Origin of the sequence: Streptomyces manipurensis (genome assembly GCF_049570255.1) — a bacterium.
GTDB classification, from domain to species: domain Bacteria; phylum Actinomycetota; class Actinomycetes; order Streptomycetales; family Streptomycetaceae; genus Streptomyces; species Streptomyces manipurensis.
In genome coordinates this window covers 5465288-5481687 of sequence record NZ_CP186950.1, presented here as the reverse complement: position 1 = coordinate 5481687, position 16400 = coordinate 5465288, and the positions used below count along the sequence as shown (strand labels likewise).

Here is a 16400-nt window from a genome sequence, read left to right as displayed (position 1 = left end):
GCCCCGCCGGTCAGTCCAGGTAGTCGCGCAGTACCTGGGACCGGGAGGGGTGACGCAGCTTCGACATGGTCTTGGACTCGATCTGGCGGATGCGCTCACGGGTGACCCCGTAGACCTTGCCGATCTCGTCGAGGGTCTTGGGCTGGCCGTCCGTGAGGCCGAAGCGCATGGAGACCACGCCCGCCTCGCGCTCACTGAGCGTGTCGAGGACCGAGTGCAGCTGCTCCTGCAGGAGCGTGAAGCTCACCGCGTCGGCCGGGACCACGGCCTCGGAGTCCTCGATGAGGTCACCGAACTCGCTGTCGCCGTCCTCGCCGAGCGGGGTGTGCAGGGAGATCGGCTCGCGGCCGTACTTCTGGACCTCGATGACCTTCTCGGGGGTCATGTCGAGCTCCTTGGCGAGCTCCTCCGGGGTGGGCTCGCGGCCCAGGTCCTGGAGCATCTGGCGCTGCACCCGCGCCAGCTTGTTGATGACCTCCACCATGTGCACCGGGATGCGGATGGTGCGGGCCTGGTCGGCCATGGCACGCGTGATCGCCTGCCGGATCCACCAGGTGGCGTACGTGGAGAACTTGTAGCCCTTGGTGTAGTCGAACTTCTCGACCGCGCGGATCAGGCCCAGGTTGCCCTCCTGGATCAGGTCCAGGAAGAGCATGCCGCGGCCGGTGTAGCGCTTGGCGAGGGAGACCACGAGGCGGAGGTTGGCCTCCAGCAGGTGGTTCTTCGCACGGCGGCCGTCCTCGGCGATGATCTCCAGCTCGCGCTTGAGCTTGGGCGCCAGCTTGTCGGAGTTCGCCAGCTTGTCCTCGGCGAACAGACCGGCCTCGATGCGCTTGGCGAGCTCGACCTCCTGCTCGGCGTTGAGCAGCGGGACCTTGCCGATCTGCTTGAGGTAGTCCTTGACCGGGTCCGCGGTGGCGCCGGCCACCACGACCTGCTGGGCGGGGGCGTCGTCCTCGTCGTCCGAGATGACGAAGCCCTTGTTCTCCCCGCCCTCTTCCTCTTCCTCGCCCTCGGCCTTGACGGCGTCGGGACCCTCTTCCGGGTTCTCGTCCTCGCCGGCCTCGTCGGCGTCCTTCTTGGCCGCGGTCTTCTTCGCGGCCGTCTTCTTCGCCGCGGCCTTCTTGGCGGGCGCCGCCTTCTTGGCCGCCGTCTTCTTCGCGGCCGCCTTCTTCGCGACGGGGGCCGCTCCGGGCTCCTCCGCGAGGGCGTCCGGGGCCTGCGGGTCCTCGGTCTCCGCGGCCGAGGGTGCCGCGGGCTGCGCCGCCGTGGTCCTGGCCGCCGTCTTCCGTACGGGCTCGGTCGCCGTCCGCTTGGCAGGGCTCTTCGCTGCGACGCTCTTGCGGGTGGTGCGCTTGGGCGACTCCGCGGCACTGACCATCAGCGTCACACCCTCTTCCTCGAGGATCTGGTTGAGGCTGCGCAGAACATTCTTCCACTGGGTCGCAGGAATCTGGTCAGCCTCGAAGGCCCGACGCACGTCATCGCCGGCGATCTGCCCCTCGGCCTTGCCCCGCTCGATGAGCGCCATCACAGACTCGGAATCGGCGATCTCCGGCGGGAGCGTACGGGATGTGCTGGCCGACACGAACAACCTCTCGGAACGATGGGAACGGCTTCCGACCCCGGGCCAGGTGGTGCTGGACCGGAGCCGACGACCACCGACCGGGGATGGGCCGGCAGCGCGGGCAGGGGCCGGGGAGCTGCACAGCACCCCCAAGGGCTGCTGTCTTCCCTCCGTCGGCCATCACCTCTTAAGTCATCGCACGACCTCGCAGAGCGTTACGCCCAATCTTCGTGGCCCGAGTCACACCCCGTGTGCACGCATGCCGGTCGCGGGGTCGTACGCCGTGGATCCGGAGCGGCCACCGGGGCTCCGGGGGTGCCGCACAGCGGTGTCGCCGGGCCCGGCCGGGCCCGGCGACTCGTCCTGCACGCCCGCACTCCCTCGCGCGTCCGGCCCGTCAGTGCTCGCGCGGGGCGGGAACCACCCGCTCGACCTCCGGGTGCACGGTCAGCAGCTGGCGCATGGCGTTCTCCGCCCCCGTGGCGTCGCCGGCGGCGAGCGCCTCGACCATTCGGGCGTGGTGCGCGACGCACGCCTCGCTCGGACGGTCGCAGGCCGTGACCGGGCTTCCGGAGACCTGGAGCGCCGCGGACACGATCCCCGACAGGTGTTCCAGCATCCGGTTCCCGGCGATCTGGATGAGCAGGGCGTGGAACTCGTTGTCGGCGCGCGCGAACGTGATCGAGTCGCCCTGGCCGAGGGCGTGCCCCATGATCTCGACCATGTCCGCGAGGCGCTGCTGGATGTCCGGGCGGTTGTGGCCGGCGGCGAGGCGGGCGGCGAGCGGCTCGATCGTCCAGCGGAGCTCCCCGAGCTCGCGTCGCTGGTCGTCGCGCTGCGGCCCGAAGGCGCGCCACTCGATGATGTCGGGGTCGAGGAGGTTCCAGTCGGCGACCGGGCGGACCCGGGTGCCGACGTTCGGGCGGGCGCTGACCAGGCCCTTGGCCTCCAGGACCCGCAGCGACTCGCGGACGACCGTGCGGGAGACCTCGAAGCGCTGCCCGATCTCCTCGGGGACCAGGGGGCGGTCTGCGCCGAGGTCGCCGGAGACGATCATCTGGCCGAGCTGTTGTACGAGTTGGCCGTGCAGGCCGCGGCCGCGGCTGCCGGCCGCGCGGCGGCCCACCCGGCTCAACTCGACGTCGGCGCCGTCCCAGTGGGGCGCTCCGACGCGGTCGGACCCGGAGGCCTCCGCGTAGGGGTAGCGGTCGAGTTCGCCCGGGCCGGCGAGGCCGGAGTCGGCGTGGCGGGCGGCGGTCATCATGGTGTGCGCAAGGGTACTCACGAATCCTTTGTCGGCCGTGCCTCCATGACCCTTGAGGTCTTTGGTGAAAAGCACACGAAAGGGTGATCGGTGCCACCTACGCAATTGACGACTTATCGTAAAGAACCGGGCCTTTTACGGGGAGTTGCGGTCCGCTTGACGCGACATGGACTGCAACGGTCCCGTTGGTGACCGCTCCGGCACCGGAACGATCACCAACGGACCCTGCTGCGCAGTCCGGTGAACCCATAGGCGCACAACAGGACCATCAGCGACAACACCATTGCGGTGCCGACGGGTTGGGCCATCACCCGGAGGGCCCCCACGAGAAGCCGGTCGGCCTCCGGCGGCCACTGCACCCAGCTCAGCCCGCGCAGCCGGGGCCCGATCCCCGTCGTCGGGTACGCGGACGAACCCTCCAGGGCCTTGCGCACCAGCGGCACCACGACCACCGGTACGGCGAGCACCGCGGCCAGTCCCGCGGTGGCGGAACGGAACACGCCGGAGGCCAGTACGCCCGCCCAGGCACAGCCGATCAGCAGTCCCGCCCAACTCGCCGCCGGGGAGAGCCACTCCGCCGGGGTCCGCAGCGGGCCGCTGTCGAAGACGATCGCCAGAGCCGCGGCGTCGGCCGCCACCACCAGGGCGCCGAGCAGCAGGGCGAGCGCCGCGCTGACCCCGAGCTTGGCGGTGAGCAGTCCCATCCGCCGGGGCACGGTGCCCCGGTCGGCGGCGAGGGCGGGGTAGCGGTACTCCTCGCCGAAGGCCAGCGCACCCAGCAGCCCCGCGCCGAGGGCGGCGGGGGGCAGCGGCAGCAGCCCGGGCCAGGCCGCGAGCAGCCGCCCCTGCGGGCTCTGCCCGGCGCGGGCGAGCACGAGGGTGGTGATCACGGATACCGCGGTGACGAGTGCGGCGGTGAGCACCGGGGTGGCCGTGCCGAAGACGCGCAGCAGCTCGTAGCGCAGCGGGCGCAGCGGACCGCCCAGACGGCGCGCGGCCGAGGCGGGCCGCGGGGGACGGGCGGGACGGTCCCGGTCGGCGGGGCCTTCGGTGCGGCCCTCACCCGACTCGGGTGGGCTCCCGGCCCCGGTCGCCGCGCGGGCCCGCGGGACGGGCGGCACCGCTCCCGCGTCGCCCGTCTCGTCGGCGAGCTGGTGCACGAGCACGCCGTGGCGGAAGGCGGCCTCCCCGACCTCGGCGCAGTTGCTTCCGTACACCGACAGCCGGCTTCCGCTCTCCTCCACGATCTCCACCGTGCGCTGGGCGGCGCGCGCCTCCCGGCCCAGTACGTCGGCGAGCCTGGCGGCGTGCGGGGTGCGTACCGCCACCCGCGGGCGGAGCCGGGTCCGCGCGAACTCCACCGCCTCCTGGTCGGCGACAAGCCGGCCCGCCTCGATGCTGACCACCCTGTCGGCGCTGCGGGCGGCCTCCTTGGCGTCCGTGGTGGTGAAGAGCACGGCTCCCCCGAGGGAGGCGTGACCGCGCAGCAGGCCGTGCAGCCAGCCCCGCTCGCGGGGGGAGAGCCCGGCGGTGGGTTCGTCGAGGAGCAGGGTGCAGGGGTCTGCGAGCAGTGCGGAGGCGAGCGCGACCCGGCGTTCCATGCCGAGCGACAGCGACCCGAGCCGCTGGTCCCGGAGGCCGGCGATGCCGACGACCTCCAGCATGGTGTCGGCCCGGGAGGCCGGCACCCCGGCCGCGGCGCAGAGCATCCGCAGCTGGTTGCGGACGGTCCGTGCCGGGTTGCCGGGGACGTCGCCGAGGACCACACCGACCTCGCGGCCGGGGTGCGGGATCCGGTGGAGCGGGCGGCCGCGGAAGTAGGTGACGCCTCGGCCCGGTTCGAGTTCGAGCATGAGCCGCAGCGCGGTCGTCTTGCCCGACCCCGGCTCGCCGAGCAGGGCGGTCACCTGCCCCGGGCGGGCCTCGAGGGTGAGGTCGTCCACCAGGGGCGGAGCGGCGGAACGTGGCTTGCTGGTGAGTCCGATGGCCTGGAGCATCGCTTCTCTCGCGGGGTGTGAGACCGCTTTGCGGCAGCGTGAGTACCACCAGCAAGATAACGCGATATGTCCGATTTTCGGCGCAACCGGTCCGGCGGAGCGCCGAGCGCCCGGTCGGTAGAGCGCTGTCCGGCGGCCCTGTCGAACGGGGCCGGGCCGGCCCGGCCTCAGACCTCCGGGCGCAGCATGGGCGGGTTGAGGAGGTTCGCCCCGCCCGCCCGGAACAGCTGGGCCGGGCGCCCTCCCTGACGGGTCGTCGTCCCTCCGGCGGGGACCAGGAACCCGGGGGTGCCGGTGACCTTCCGGTGGAAGTTGCGCGGATCCAGCGCCACGCCCCAGACGGCCTCGTACACCCGCCGCAGCTCGCCGACGGTGAACTCGGGCGGACAGAACGCGGTGGCCAGGGAGGAGTATTCGATCTTGGAGCGGGCCCGCTCCACACCGTCGGCGAGGATCGTGGCGTGGTCGAAGGCGAGCCCCGCGGAGTCCTCCTCGGTGGATGCCAGCAGCTCGTCGACGGGGGCCCAGCGCGCGCTGTTGGCGTCGCCGCCGGCCCTGGGCGTCGGCAGGTCCGGAGCCAGCACCAGGTGCGCCACGCTGACGACACGCATCCGCGGATCACGCTTCGGATCCCCGTAGGTGGCGAGCTGTTCGAGATGCGCCCCGTTGCCCGCGCCCGGCAGGGCGGGGTCGTGGGCGCACAGTCCGGTTTCCTCGGAGAGTTCACGCGCGGCGGCGCCCACCAGGTCCTCGTCCCCGCGGACGAACCCGCCGGGCAGCGCCCAGCGCCCCTGGAACGGCTGCTCACCCCGCCGGACGACCAGCGCGCACAGCGCATGGCGCCGCACGGTGAGCACGACCAGGTCGACGGTGACAGCAAAGGGCGGATAGGCCGACGGGTCGTAGGGCGACATGCCGCGATCATAGTCGTCTGCCTGACGATAAACAGCGCTTTGGCGACCCCGAAGGCAACGGCTCCGCGGCTCGGGCGGGCGGGTTGTCGCGAACTGCCCTCAGCCGCCCAGTTGGAGCGCATCTGCGGCCTCCTCCACCATGCCGAGGCCGATCCTGCTGATCCTCACGGCGAACGGCTCGCCCGAAACCCGCAGTCCCGAGAACCGGATCTCCCCCAGTGGTGCACCCGGTACGGGGACGAGGGCGACGGTGCCCGCGGGGGCATCGGGCCGGATTCCGGCGAGGGCGGTGAGCACGTGGATCCCCGCGGCGGCGGACACGGCGGCCGGGCGGCAGGCCGCCGGGTGCGGGACGGGGAAGCTCCCCGCGGTGCGCTGCTCGGCCGCGAACATCTCCGGCAGCCGGTACCCGAAGGCTTCGGCCGCATCCAGCAGGCCCCTGAGCAGGCCCGCCGCCTCCTTTCCGAAGCCGGACCGGGCCAGGCCCGACACGGCGACGGCACTCTCGTACGCCCGCACCGCGCCGGAGCGGTGACCGTACGGGTTGTGCCCCGGCTCCTTGAGTGCCATGCTCCGAAGCCCCCACCCGCAGTCCATCGCCGGAGCCCCGAACAGCCGTGCCAGCTGCTCGGCGCGGGTCCGGTCCAGCAGCCCCGGGGCGATTCCTCCCCCGCCCAGCAGCCCGGTGTCGAGGAGGTGGACGGCTGCCCCCGTCAGCCGGGGCAGCGGCCGCCCGTCCGGGTGCAGCGCCGAGGCGGGCCGTCCGCCGTCGGGGCCGTCGACCCAGAAGGCGGCCCGGAAGCTCTCGCGCAGTGCGGCCGCCCGCTCCCGCCACTCGTCGGCGCCGGGTCTGCCGCAGCCGTCGAGGAGTTCCGCCCCGAGCACCGCGGCCCGGTGTGCGTGCGCCTGCGTCTCGCAGCGCCGCGGTCCCGGGACGGGGTCGGCAAGGAATCCGTCCGGCCCCTGCGCTCCTCGCAGCCAGGCGAGGCACCGCTCGGCCACCGGGAGCAGCCGTGCCAGCTCGTCCTCCGGCAGCCCCCAGAGTCTCGCCTCGGCGAGGACCGCGGGGAAGGCCAGCGTGGCCTCGGTGCCGGTGCACGCAGGCGGGAGCTGCGGGCCTGCCCCGCGCAGGGGGCCCGGGATTTTCCCCGCATCGGGGCCGTGGCCCTGGATCTGGGTCCGGGCGAGGACCCGCAGGGTGGCTGCCGCGAGGCCCGTCCCGAGGGGCAGGGCCATCCGCGCGGCCCAGAGCGACTCCGCGGGTGCCAGGCCCAGCCTCCAGGGCACTCCGGCCACCGCGAAGGAGTCACCCGGCGCTACGGGATCCCGCTGCAACAGCGCCCCGAGGTCGTCGACGCTCGTACGAAACCAGGCTGCGGCCCGCGGGTCGTCCCCTTCGGCCCGGGCGTCGGCCAGTGGATTGGCCACCCGGCCGACCGGTGCCCGCGTCACCCGGTCCTGTGTGGTCCGCAGTTCGATGACGCGGGCCTCGCCCGGTTCCAGCGCGAGCTGCCAGCGCAGCATCCCCGCCGAGGCCACCGCGTCGTCGGGCGGTGGTTCGGCGGCCGTGACGGCCTGTGCGTCACCGCTGCTCCAGCGCAGCCCGGCGGCGTGCACCCCTGCGGGCAGCTCCGGCCCGGACAGGCCGGCGGCCACGGCGGCCAGCTCCGCCAGGTCCGTGCCGAGCAGGACCTCCACGGGGAGGTGTACCGGGCGGGCGGCGAAGCTGCGCAGGGTGATGCGTTCGGTGCCGTCCGCGTGACGCACCCGTTCGACACCGATGTCCGGGTCGGGACCGGGGTCGGCACCGGTGCGCACCGTCGCGGTGAAAGCGGCCCGGTCGGCCCCGAGGCTGCGCCCCTGGACGGCGACCGGGTCGCGGCCGCCGACACGCAGGACGCAGCGGGAGAGCAGCCGGCGCCCCGAGCGGTACACCCCCTCGATTCCCTGCCCGGTCAGCTGGCCGTGCTCCGGGGAGATGACCAGACAGGGCGCGGCGACGCAGATGACGGCGCCGTGCACGGGCGGCAGTTCGGGCCTACGGGCTGTGGGCACGCCGGTCGGGCGGGGAGGTGCGGGGTGGGACATGCGTCGCCTTGTCTGCGCTCCGGTCGGTTCGGCTGGGCGGCGCGGCCGGGGCGGCACCACCCACCGGCTGAACGGCCGCGACCCCGCCCGGGTCACGGGCCCCGGCCCCGGCCGGGGGCGTCCCGGCGCGGGCCCTCGCTCCGGGGTGTGGGTACTCGGGGCCGTGTGCGGCAGGGACAGCGGCCGACGGGTGCGCGGCCGGGCGGCGTTCACCGCCCGCTCCCCGCGGTGCGCCGGGGACCGCGCCGGGGTGCCGTACGGCCGCGGCGTCCGGGGGGCCTGGTCCTCGCCGAGGAACGACCTCGGGGGCGGGTGCGCCCGGGCTCCCTGCTGCGCCGTTCCTCCCTCAGGCACTGCCTGAGGCCCTCCGGGTCGATCCCCTCGTTGCAGGCGTGGTGGAGGAGCTGGGCGAAGCGGTACTCGGCGTCGGCCCTCAGGGCCAGGCCGAGGGCGATCCGTGCGGTCGGCTCGTCGCCGGTGGACCAGGAGACCCAGCCCGCGAGGGTGAGGGGCGCCGCGGCGTGCTCGCCGTAGGCTCCGACGCAGCGGCGGGCCAGGGCGCGCCACAGGCGAAGGGCGGGGGCCGCCTCCTCTCCCTCCATCCACTCGGCGGCGATGTCGCGGACCTCCCGGTCCTGCAGGCCGAGGATGAGGGTGGCGGCCTCGTCGTGGCCGAGCAGCGCGTCGTCCCACTCGTCCGCGGGGGCTCCGCCCTGGACGGGCGGTGCGAGGGTCATGCGCCGCATCAGGGACCTGGCCAGCTCGACGGTCTCCGCCCCGACCTCCTCGCGGGTGGCCCCGTCGAGGATCCTCGGCATCAGAGCGGCTGCCGCCCGGTCCAGGGCGCGTTCGGCCTCCTCGGCGACGGCTCCGCGCAGTGGGGAGAGCCTGCCCTCGATCTCCTTGAGCGAACCGCGTACCCGCAGGCCCGCGAAGGTGGCCGTGGCGGCCATCACCGAGGTCCCGACGGCCGCGAGGCGGCTGCCCTCCGCGGGACAGCACCGCTCGTCGGGGCAGACGTAGGACCAGAAGCGTCCCTCGGACAGGCAGAGTGCTTCCAGTACCGGGACGTCCAGCGCTCCGCAGGCCAGCCGGAGCCGCTGGGCGAAGGGCCTCAGGCGTGCCATGACCTGGCGGCCGGTCTCTTCCCCGACGGGGTCCTGGCAGAGATAGACGACGATGCCGTCGGGCTTGCCGCCGCGCAGCCTGCTGCCCCGGACGAGGCAGTCGGCGACCTGTCGTGCGACGTCCTCCCATTCGTCGGGCGCGGAGGGGATGCCGACCCGCAGCCGGCCGCCGAAGCGGCCGCCCTCGCCGTGCACGGCGACCAGGACGAGCGAGTCGTTCGGGTGGAAGCCGAGCATGTAGGGCAGGGCGTCGGCCAGCTCGGCCGGGCTGCGCAGGGTGATCTGTGGTCCTCCGGTGGCTCCGCCGGGGGTCATGAACGGCCGGTCGGAGGGGCGTCGTGATGCGTCGTTGTTCGTCATGGCACGAAGGTCCCGTGATCGATCCGATCCCGAAAGCCCTGTGGATAACTCCCGATTTTATTGACCATTCAACTTCCACAGGTTCGGAACGCCATTGGCGCGTTGTCGGAGGCATCGGGTTGCATGGGGGCATGAACGCAGACCTGAGGTCCTCCGCCGACTCCGTACTCGCCCGCCTCGTGGGTGACCCGACGGGCACTGCCCGGCTGCGCGAGGACCAGTGGCTCGCGATCGAGGCGCTGGTCGCCCACAAGAGGCGGGCCCTGGTGGTGCAGCGCACCGGCTGGGGCAAGTCCGCCGTGTACTTCGTGGCGACCTCGCTGCTCCGGGCGGCCGGCGCCGGCCCCACCGTGATCGTCTCGCCCCTCCTCGCACTGATGCGCAATCAGGTCGAGGCGGCCGCCCGGGCGGGCATCCGTGCCCGCACCATCAACTCCGCCAACCCCGAGGAGTGGGAGGGGATCCAGGCGGAGGTCGCGGCCGGCGAGGTCGACGTCCTGCTGGTGAGTCCGGAGCGGCTCAACAACCCGGACTTCCGCGACCAGGTGCTTCCCAAGCTCTCCGCGGCGACCGGCCTGCTCGTCGTGGACGAGGCGCACTGCATCTCCGACTGGGGGCACGACTTCCGCCCCGACTACCGACGGCTGCGGACCATGCTGGCCGACCTCCCGCCGGGCGTCCCCGTCCTCGCCACCACCGCGACGGCGAACGCCCGTGTGACGGCGGACGTCGCGGAGCAACTGGGCACGGGCGCCGGCACGGACGCCCTCGTGCTGCGCGGGCCCCTCGACCGCGAGAGCCTCAGCCTGGCGGTGCTGACCCTCCCGGACGCCGCGCACCGCCTCGCCTGGCTCGCGGACCACCTCGGCGACCTTCCGGGCTCCGGAATCGTCTACACGCTGACGGTGGCGGCCGCCGAGGAGGTCACCGCGTACCTGCGTCACCGCGGGCACACGGTGTCCTCGTACACCGGCAAGACCGAGAACGCCGACCGCCAGCAGGCGGAGGACGACCTCCAGGCGAACCGGGTCAAGGCCCTGGTGGCCACCTCCGCCCTCGGCATGGGCTTCGACAAGCCCGACCTCGGCTTCGTGGTGCACCTCGGCTCCCCCTCCTCCCCCATCGCCTATTACCAGCAGGTCGGACGCGCCGGCCGTGGTGTGGAGCACGCGGAGGTGCTGCTGCTGCCCGGCCGTGAGGACGAGGCGATCTGGCAGTACTTCGCCTCCGTCGCCTTCCCCCCGGAGGAGCAGGTCCGGCGCACGCTCGACGTCCTGGCCGGGGCGGGTCGGCCGCTGTCGCTGCCCGCTCTGGAACCGCTCGTGGACCTGCGGCGCACCCGCCTGGAGACCATGCTCAAGGTCCTCGACGTGGACGGGGCGGTGCACCGCGTCAAGGGTGGCTGGACCTCGACGGGCGAGCCGTGGTTCTACGACTCCGAGCGCTACGCGTGGGTCGCCCGGCAACGGGCCGCCGAGCAGCAGGCCATGCGCGACTACGCGGCGTCGACCGGCTGCCGGATGGAGTTCCTGCGCCGCCAGCTCGACGACGAGGAGGCCGCTCCCTGCGGCCGTTGCGACAACTGCGCCGGGGCCAGGTTCACCGCGGAGGTCTCCACGACGGCCCTCGACACCGCTCGCGGCGAGCTCGGCCGCCCGGGCGTGGAGTTGGAGCCGCGCAAGATGTGGCCCACGGGGCTCGTGGCGGTCGGTGTCGACCTCAAGGGGCGCATCCCCGCCGGGGAACAGGCCTCGACGGGCCGGGCCCTGGGCCGACTGTCCGACATCGGCTGGGGCAACCGCCTGCGCCCGATGCTCGCACCGCAGGCTCCGGACCAGACGGTGCCCGACGACGTGGCGCAGGCGGTGGTGGCGGTCCTCGCCGACTGGGCTCGGGGGCCGGGCGGTTGGGCGTCGGGGGCGGCCGACGCTCCGGCCCGCCCGGTGGGAGTGGTCGCGCTGCCCTCGCGCAGCCGCCCCCAGCTGGTCGGTTCACTGGCGGCGCGGATCGCCGAGATCGGGCGGATGCCCGTGCTCGGCACGATCGAGTACACCGACCAGCTGCCCGAGTTCGGGCTGACCTCGTCCAACAGCGCCCAGCGGGTGCGCGGGCTCCACCAGGCACTGACCGTTCCTCAGGCGCTGGCGGCGGCGCTGGCGGAGGCCGACGGCCCGGTGCTCCTCGTGGACGACCGCGCGGAGAGCGGTTGGACCCTCGCCGTGGCGGCCCGGCTGCTGCGACGGGCAGGCGCAAAGGAGGTGTTCCCGCTGGTGCTGGCGCTTCAGGGGTAGCCGGATGCGTCGTCCCCGGCGTGCCGGGGCAAGGATATGAGCGGCATACCGGCGAATTCCGGTCGGCGGCGTCAATTGCTCGTTGCCGCATGCTCGGAAGCCACGCGAGAATTGGAGTGCTCCCGCTCGGCTCCTCGGCACCCTCCTGGGCCGCGCTGCGGCGCGCCCACACTCCAGCCGTGCCCGTCCGCGGGCGTGTACCCGAAGGGAGGAACGTGACCTTCGGATTCACGCCGCCCTCGACCTCGTCCCTTGCCACGGCCACCGGCGGCGCCGGCCGGCACGGCCGCCTGCTGGAACCAGCGGAATGGACGACGGCCGGCATCCCGCTCCTGCGCAACCCGCGGGAGGTCGTCAGCGGGCTGCACTCCCGGCACAGTCCGGTGCCCTCGACCGCGGTCATCGCCGTCCTGGGCCCGGAGGAACAGCTGGTGGCCAGCGCCTCCTTCGTACAGCGCACCGTGTCGGCGGACGGCTGGGAGTACCGCAACGCCCTGCTGTCCCGGCTGCGCCGGGTCCTCCCGCACGACCTGCGGCGGCGTACCCCCGTACGGACGGCCGTACTGCTCTACTGCCGTGAGGGCGACGAGCGGTGGACCCCCGAGGACGGGGCGTGGATGTGGGGCCTGCGGGACGCCTGCACCCTGCACGGGCTGCGCTGCGGCGCCTACATCACCCTGACCCGCGACGGCTGGCAGGTGCTGGGCGAGGGCCGCGGCGGACGGCAGCCCAGCTCGGACTCCCGGCCGCAGCGCCTCGGGGACACCGTGGCCGAATTCGCACCGCTCGCCCTGCACACGGGCGGCGGCGCGGTGGAGGCCCTGCGCAGGACCGCCGCGCGCTGACCCCTGCGGGCGGCACCGGCCCTGACGGCGGGCAGGCCTTACGGCCGTACACCCGCGAAGGGGCGTACGGCTGATCAGGCGTCGGGCTTCAGCGGGGCCGGCCCATGGCCCGCCCCGCCCCTCGCCCGTGCCGGGGTACAGGGCGTCAGACGCCCGCACCCAGCACGGAGTTGATCTGCTGCGGGTCGCCGCACACGATCAGCAGCGCACCCGCCCGGGCGAGCGCGACGGGCAGGGCGCCCGCAACGGTGTCGACCGGTCCGCCGTTGGCCGCGAAGACCACGACGGGACGGCCCGCGGCACGCTCCAGCCGGGCGGCGTCCGCGTAGAACACGTCGTCCCCGGCGTCGTGCAGGGCCCAGTACGCGGCCTCGCCGAAGGACAGCTCGTGCGCGGCCCACGGGTGCGGGTCACCGGTGGTCAGCACCAGGATGTCGCCGGGCGCGCGCCCGGTGTCGAGCAGCAGGTCCACGGCCTCCTCGGCCGCGTCCAGCGCGCCCTCGACGGATGCCGGGATCAGCTGCACCTGCGGGACCGCGGCCGAGACGGACGGGGCGGCGGCAGGGGCAGCGGTGGCGGTTGCGGGGGTGGCCTGCGGCGTCCGCTGCGCGGGCGCTGCGGGCCTGGGGGCCCCGCCCGCACGGCTCGCCGCCGCGGGGGTGGGACCGGGGCGGCCGGGCCGCGGGACGGCGGCGGGACGCGGACCAGGTACGGGGCGAGGGGTCTGCGCGCTGCGGCCGGCGGCCGGCGTGACGCGGGGACCCTGGGCACTCTCGTGAATCTGAGGCTCCTCGATGGCGGGGGTGAGAGGCATGAGTTGATATCTATCAAACACCGGTACGAAACGTACCGGTCGGTGGCACATGGGTGCGATCAGAAATCGAAGCCGAGTTGGCCTCCGTTTTCCAGCTCCATCGACTCCTCGCTGCGGCGCACCTTTTTCAGGTGGCGCCACCGGGGCAGCGCGTCGAGGTACGACCACGAGAGCCGGTGGTAGGGGGTGGGCCCCTGCGCCTCCAGCGCCGCCCGGTGCACGGGCGAGGGATATCCGGCGTTGGCGGCGAATCCGAAGTCCGCGAGGGATCCGTCCTGTTCGCCGAGGTCGGCCATCATGCGGTCACGACGGACCTTCGCGATGACCGAAGCGGCGGCGACAGCGATGCAGGACTGGTCGCCCTTGATCACCGTACGCACCTGCCAGGGCGACCCGAGGTAGTCGTGCTTGCCGTCGAGTATCACCGCGTCGGGCCGGACCGGCAGCGCCCCCAGGGCACGCTCTGCGGCAAGGCGCAGGGCGGCGGTCATGCCCAGTGCGTCGATCTCCTCGGGTGTGGAGTGCCCCAGCCCGTAGGCGGTGACCCAGTCCTGCAGGACGTCGAGCAGGGCGTCGCGTCTCTTCGGGGTGAGCAGTTTGGAGTCGGTGAGTCCGGCGGGCGGCCGGCGCAGACCGGTGATCGCCGCGCACACGGTGACGGGCCCGGCCCAGGCCCCTCGTCCGACTTCGTCGACCCCGGCGATGACCTTGGCGCCGGTGGTGGCACGGAGGGAGCGCTCGACGGTGTGGGTGGGTGCTTCGTACGGCATGGCGCCAGCAAGGGTACGCCGCCCCGAGCCCACTGCACACCCCCGCCCACGCCCGACAGTCACCGGAGCCGGCCCGGGGCAGGTCCGGGACCACCGGGACGCTGGCCCCGGTGTCTCACACCCTGAGCAGCGGCACCATCACCTGGTCGATCAGCTCGGCGATCTCACCGTCCTGCCATTCGCTCCCGCACACCTTGCTGCGGTACATCAGCATGGCCGGGATGACGTCCACCACGAGCGGACCGGTCGCGTCCGCTCTCACATCCCCCCGCTCGATTCCTCGCACCAGAAGCTCCCTGATCAGCTGCCGGGCAGGCTCCTGCAGCCGGGACGAGATCACCCCGTGAAACCGTTCCGCGTGCGCATGATCGCATTCGTGAAGCACCGACCACAGCGCCTGCCCGGCGCGCGAGTACATGACCGCCCTCGTGCGGACGCACAACAGGTGGAGGTCCTCCCTGATCGATCCACAGTCGGGAATCTCACCGATCTGCGGAAGAGCGGTCCGCAGCGCATCGGCCACCAGGTCCGTCTTCGACGGCCAGCGCCGGTAGAGGGACGCCTTGCCGGTCTGCGCTCCCGCCGCGACCCCCTCCATCGTGAGCGCGTTCCATCCGACGGTGCCCAGCTGCTCCAACGCGGCCTCCAGGATCGCCCGTTCGAGCTCGGGCCCTCGCCTGCGCCCCGCCGACGCCGGTGACCAGCGCGAATCCACCACTTGCCCCACTCCCACCCGGCTCGCGATGTGACCGCACACATTTTCAGCCTTAGTGAACGCGTGCGTTCACTAAAGCCGGGCTCCCACCGTGGATCTCATAGTGAACGAACGCGTTCACTATTTCACTTTGGGGGGGATCCTCAGTGAAAGTTCTCGACTCGTCGCGCCCCGAATACCGGGCACGGCCCGCCGGGACGGCCGCCCCGGTGTGGCCCTGGCCGTCATCGCCGCCTGCCAACTCATGGTCGTGCTCGACGCGACGATCGTGAACATCGCGCTTCCGCACATCCAGACCGCCCTCGCCTTCACCACCACGGACCTGTCGTGGGTGCTGAGCGCCTACACCCTCACCTTCGGCGGCCTGCTGCTGCTCAGCGGCCGGGCCGACGACATCCTGGGCCGCCGCCGGGTGATCCTGGCCGGAATCCTGCTCTTCACGCCGGCCTCGCTCCTCGGCGGTTTCGCCCAGGAACCCCGGCAGCTGCTCGCCGCCCGCGCCCTGCAGGGGGTCGGCGGCGCCATCGCCTCCCCGACCTCGCTCGCCCTGATCACCACGACCTTCCCCGAGGGCCCCGAACGGAACCGGGCCTTCGGTGTCTTCGCCGCCGTGTTCGCGGGCGGCGGCGCGATCGGCCTGCTGGTGGGAGGCGTGCTCACCGAGTGGCCGGACTGGCGCTGGGTGCTCTTCGTGAACGTGCCGATCGGCGTGCTGATCGCCGTCCTCACCCCGCTCTACATCAGTGAGTCCGAGCGCCACCCCGGCCGCTTCGACGTCGCCGGGGCGCTCACCTCCACCGTCGGCATGGCCTCGCTCGTCTACGGCTTCATCCGCGCCTCGGAGGAGGGCCGGCGCGACGCGCTGACCGCCGGTTCGTTCGGGGCCGCCGTGATCCTGCTCTCGCTCTTCGTCTTCATCGAGTCGAGGGCCCGCGAGCCGATCATCCCGCTGCGCATGTTCGCCGACCGCAACCGCACGGGCACCTACGTGATCATGCTCGCCCTCGCCGCCGCGATGTTCGGCATGTTCTTCTTCATCGTGCAGTTCGTCCAGAACGTGCTGGGCTTCTCGCCGATCCGCTCCGGTCTGGGCTTCCTTCCGGTCACGGTGGCCATCGTGACGGCCGCCGGCCTCTCCCAGCGCTTCCTGCCGCGCTTCGGCCCCAAGCCCTTCATGGTCGCCGGATCCGCGCTCACCGGGACCGGCCTGGCCTGGCTGACCCTCTTGCGGACCGACAGCTCCTACCTCTCGGGCGTGCTCGGCCCCATGCTGCTGTTCGGCTTCGGCATGGGCCTCAACTTCGTGACGCTCACCCTCACGGCGGTGTCCGGGGTGGAGCCGAAGGAAGCAGGCACCCGCCTTCCTCGCGCAGGCGGACCCGGCAGCGGTGGAGGCCTTCCGGCAGACCGGGCAGCTCCCCGATCCCTGGGAGGACCTCGTCCTCGCCCAGGGCATCTCCAGCGCGTTCCTCGCCGCCGTCGCGATGGCGGGGCTCGCCCTGGCCACCGCCCTGCTGGTGATCCGGGTGCGCAGGAGCGACCTGGAGGCCCTGGCCGGAGCCGCCGCCAAGGCCGGTCCGGCCGCCTGACGCAGCAGGAGGGGCCGGGGGCGGGAAGCCACTGCCCCGCGCCCGGCCCCCGAAGGGCG

General features: G+C 73.3%; 11 protein-coding genes and 1 pseudogene. 3 read left to right on the top strand and 9 right to left on the bottom strand.

Annotated features, from left to right (window positions below; translation table 11 throughout):
* Window positions 1–10: 10 nt before the first annotated feature.
* From ACPU2J_RS25345 to ACPU2J_RS25320, 6 genes are all read right to left on the bottom strand, one after another.
* Entirely contained in the window at window positions 11–1588 is a 1578-nt protein-coding gene (locus ACPU2J_RS25345; protein ID WP_423834041.1) for an RNA polymerase sigma factor, read from the bottom strand.
* Between the two features lie 376 nt (window positions 1589–1964).
* A complete protein-coding gene (locus ACPU2J_RS25340; protein WP_420079383.1) occupies window positions 1965–2906 on the bottom strand; it encodes a FadR/GntR family transcriptional regulator in 942 nt (313 codons plus the stop codon).
* A 137-nt stretch (window positions 2907–3043) separates the two neighbouring features.
* Window positions 3044–4828, bottom strand: a complete 1785-nt coding sequence (locus tag ACPU2J_RS25335) for an ATP-binding cassette domain-containing protein (protein ID WP_423834040.1) — start codon at window positions 4826–4828, stop codon at window positions 3044–3046.
* Between the two features lie 167 nt (window positions 4829–4995).
* Window positions 4996–5742: an NUDIX hydrolase gene (locus tag ACPU2J_RS25330; protein WP_423834039.1), complete on the bottom strand. Its 747-nt coding sequence runs from the start codon at window positions 5740–5742 to the stop codon at window positions 4996–4998.
* A 99-nt stretch (window positions 5743–5841) separates the two neighbouring features.
* Window positions 5842–7830, bottom strand: coding sequence for a glycogen debranching N-terminal domain-containing protein (locus ACPU2J_RS25325; RefSeq protein ID WP_423834038.1), 1989 nt, complete (start codon window positions 7828–7830; stop codon window positions 5842–5844).
* Window positions 7831–8039: 209 nt separating this feature from the next.
* The gene (locus ACPU2J_RS25320) at window positions 8040–9317 is read right to left on the bottom strand and encodes a DUF4192 domain-containing protein (RefSeq protein WP_423834037.1); all 1278 of its coding nucleotides are present in this window, start codon (window positions 9315–9317) and stop codon (window positions 8040–8042) included.
* 131 nt (window positions 9318–9448) lie between these two features.
* Here ACPU2J_RS25320 and ACPU2J_RS25315 point away from each other — a divergent pair, with 131 nt between their 5' ends.
* Window positions 9449–11608 (top strand): DEAD/DEAH box helicase, encoded by a 2160-nt coding sequence (locus ACPU2J_RS25315; protein ID WP_423834036.1) that lies wholly within the window; start codon window positions 9449–9451, stop codon window positions 11606–11608.
* A gap of 215 nt (window positions 11609–11823) precedes the next feature.
* Entirely contained in the window at window positions 11824–12453 is a 630-nt protein-coding gene (locus tag ACPU2J_RS25310; protein WP_420079389.1) for a hypothetical protein, read from the top strand.
* A gap of 145 nt (window positions 12454–12598) precedes the next feature.
* On the opposite strand, the gene ACPU2J_RS25305 is transcribed toward ACPU2J_RS25310, so the two are convergent.
* From ACPU2J_RS25305 to ACPU2J_RS25295, 3 genes are all read right to left on the bottom strand, one after another.
* Window positions 12599–13267 carry a hypothetical protein gene (locus tag ACPU2J_RS25305; protein WP_420079390.1) on the bottom strand — a complete coding sequence of 223 codons (669 nt, stop codon included), beginning with the start codon at window positions 13265–13267 and terminating at the stop codon, window positions 12599–12601.
* Between the two features lie 59 nt (window positions 13268–13326).
* Window positions 13327–14037: a ribonuclease HII gene (locus ACPU2J_RS25300; RefSeq protein ID WP_423834035.1), complete on the bottom strand. Its 711-nt coding sequence runs from the start codon at window positions 14035–14037 to the stop codon at window positions 13327–13329.
* A gap of 115 nt (window positions 14038–14152) precedes the next feature.
* Window positions 14153–14755: a TetR/AcrR family transcriptional regulator gene (locus ACPU2J_RS25295; RefSeq protein WP_420082336.1), complete on the bottom strand. Its 603-nt coding sequence runs from the start codon at window positions 14753–14755 to the stop codon at window positions 14153–14155.
* A 172-nt stretch (window positions 14756–14927) separates the two neighbouring features.
* Here ACPU2J_RS25295 and ACPU2J_RS25290 point away from each other — a divergent pair.
* Window positions 14928–16341, top strand: a pseudogene (locus ACPU2J_RS25290) (MFS transporter).
* Window positions 16342–16400 lie beyond the last annotated feature (59 nt).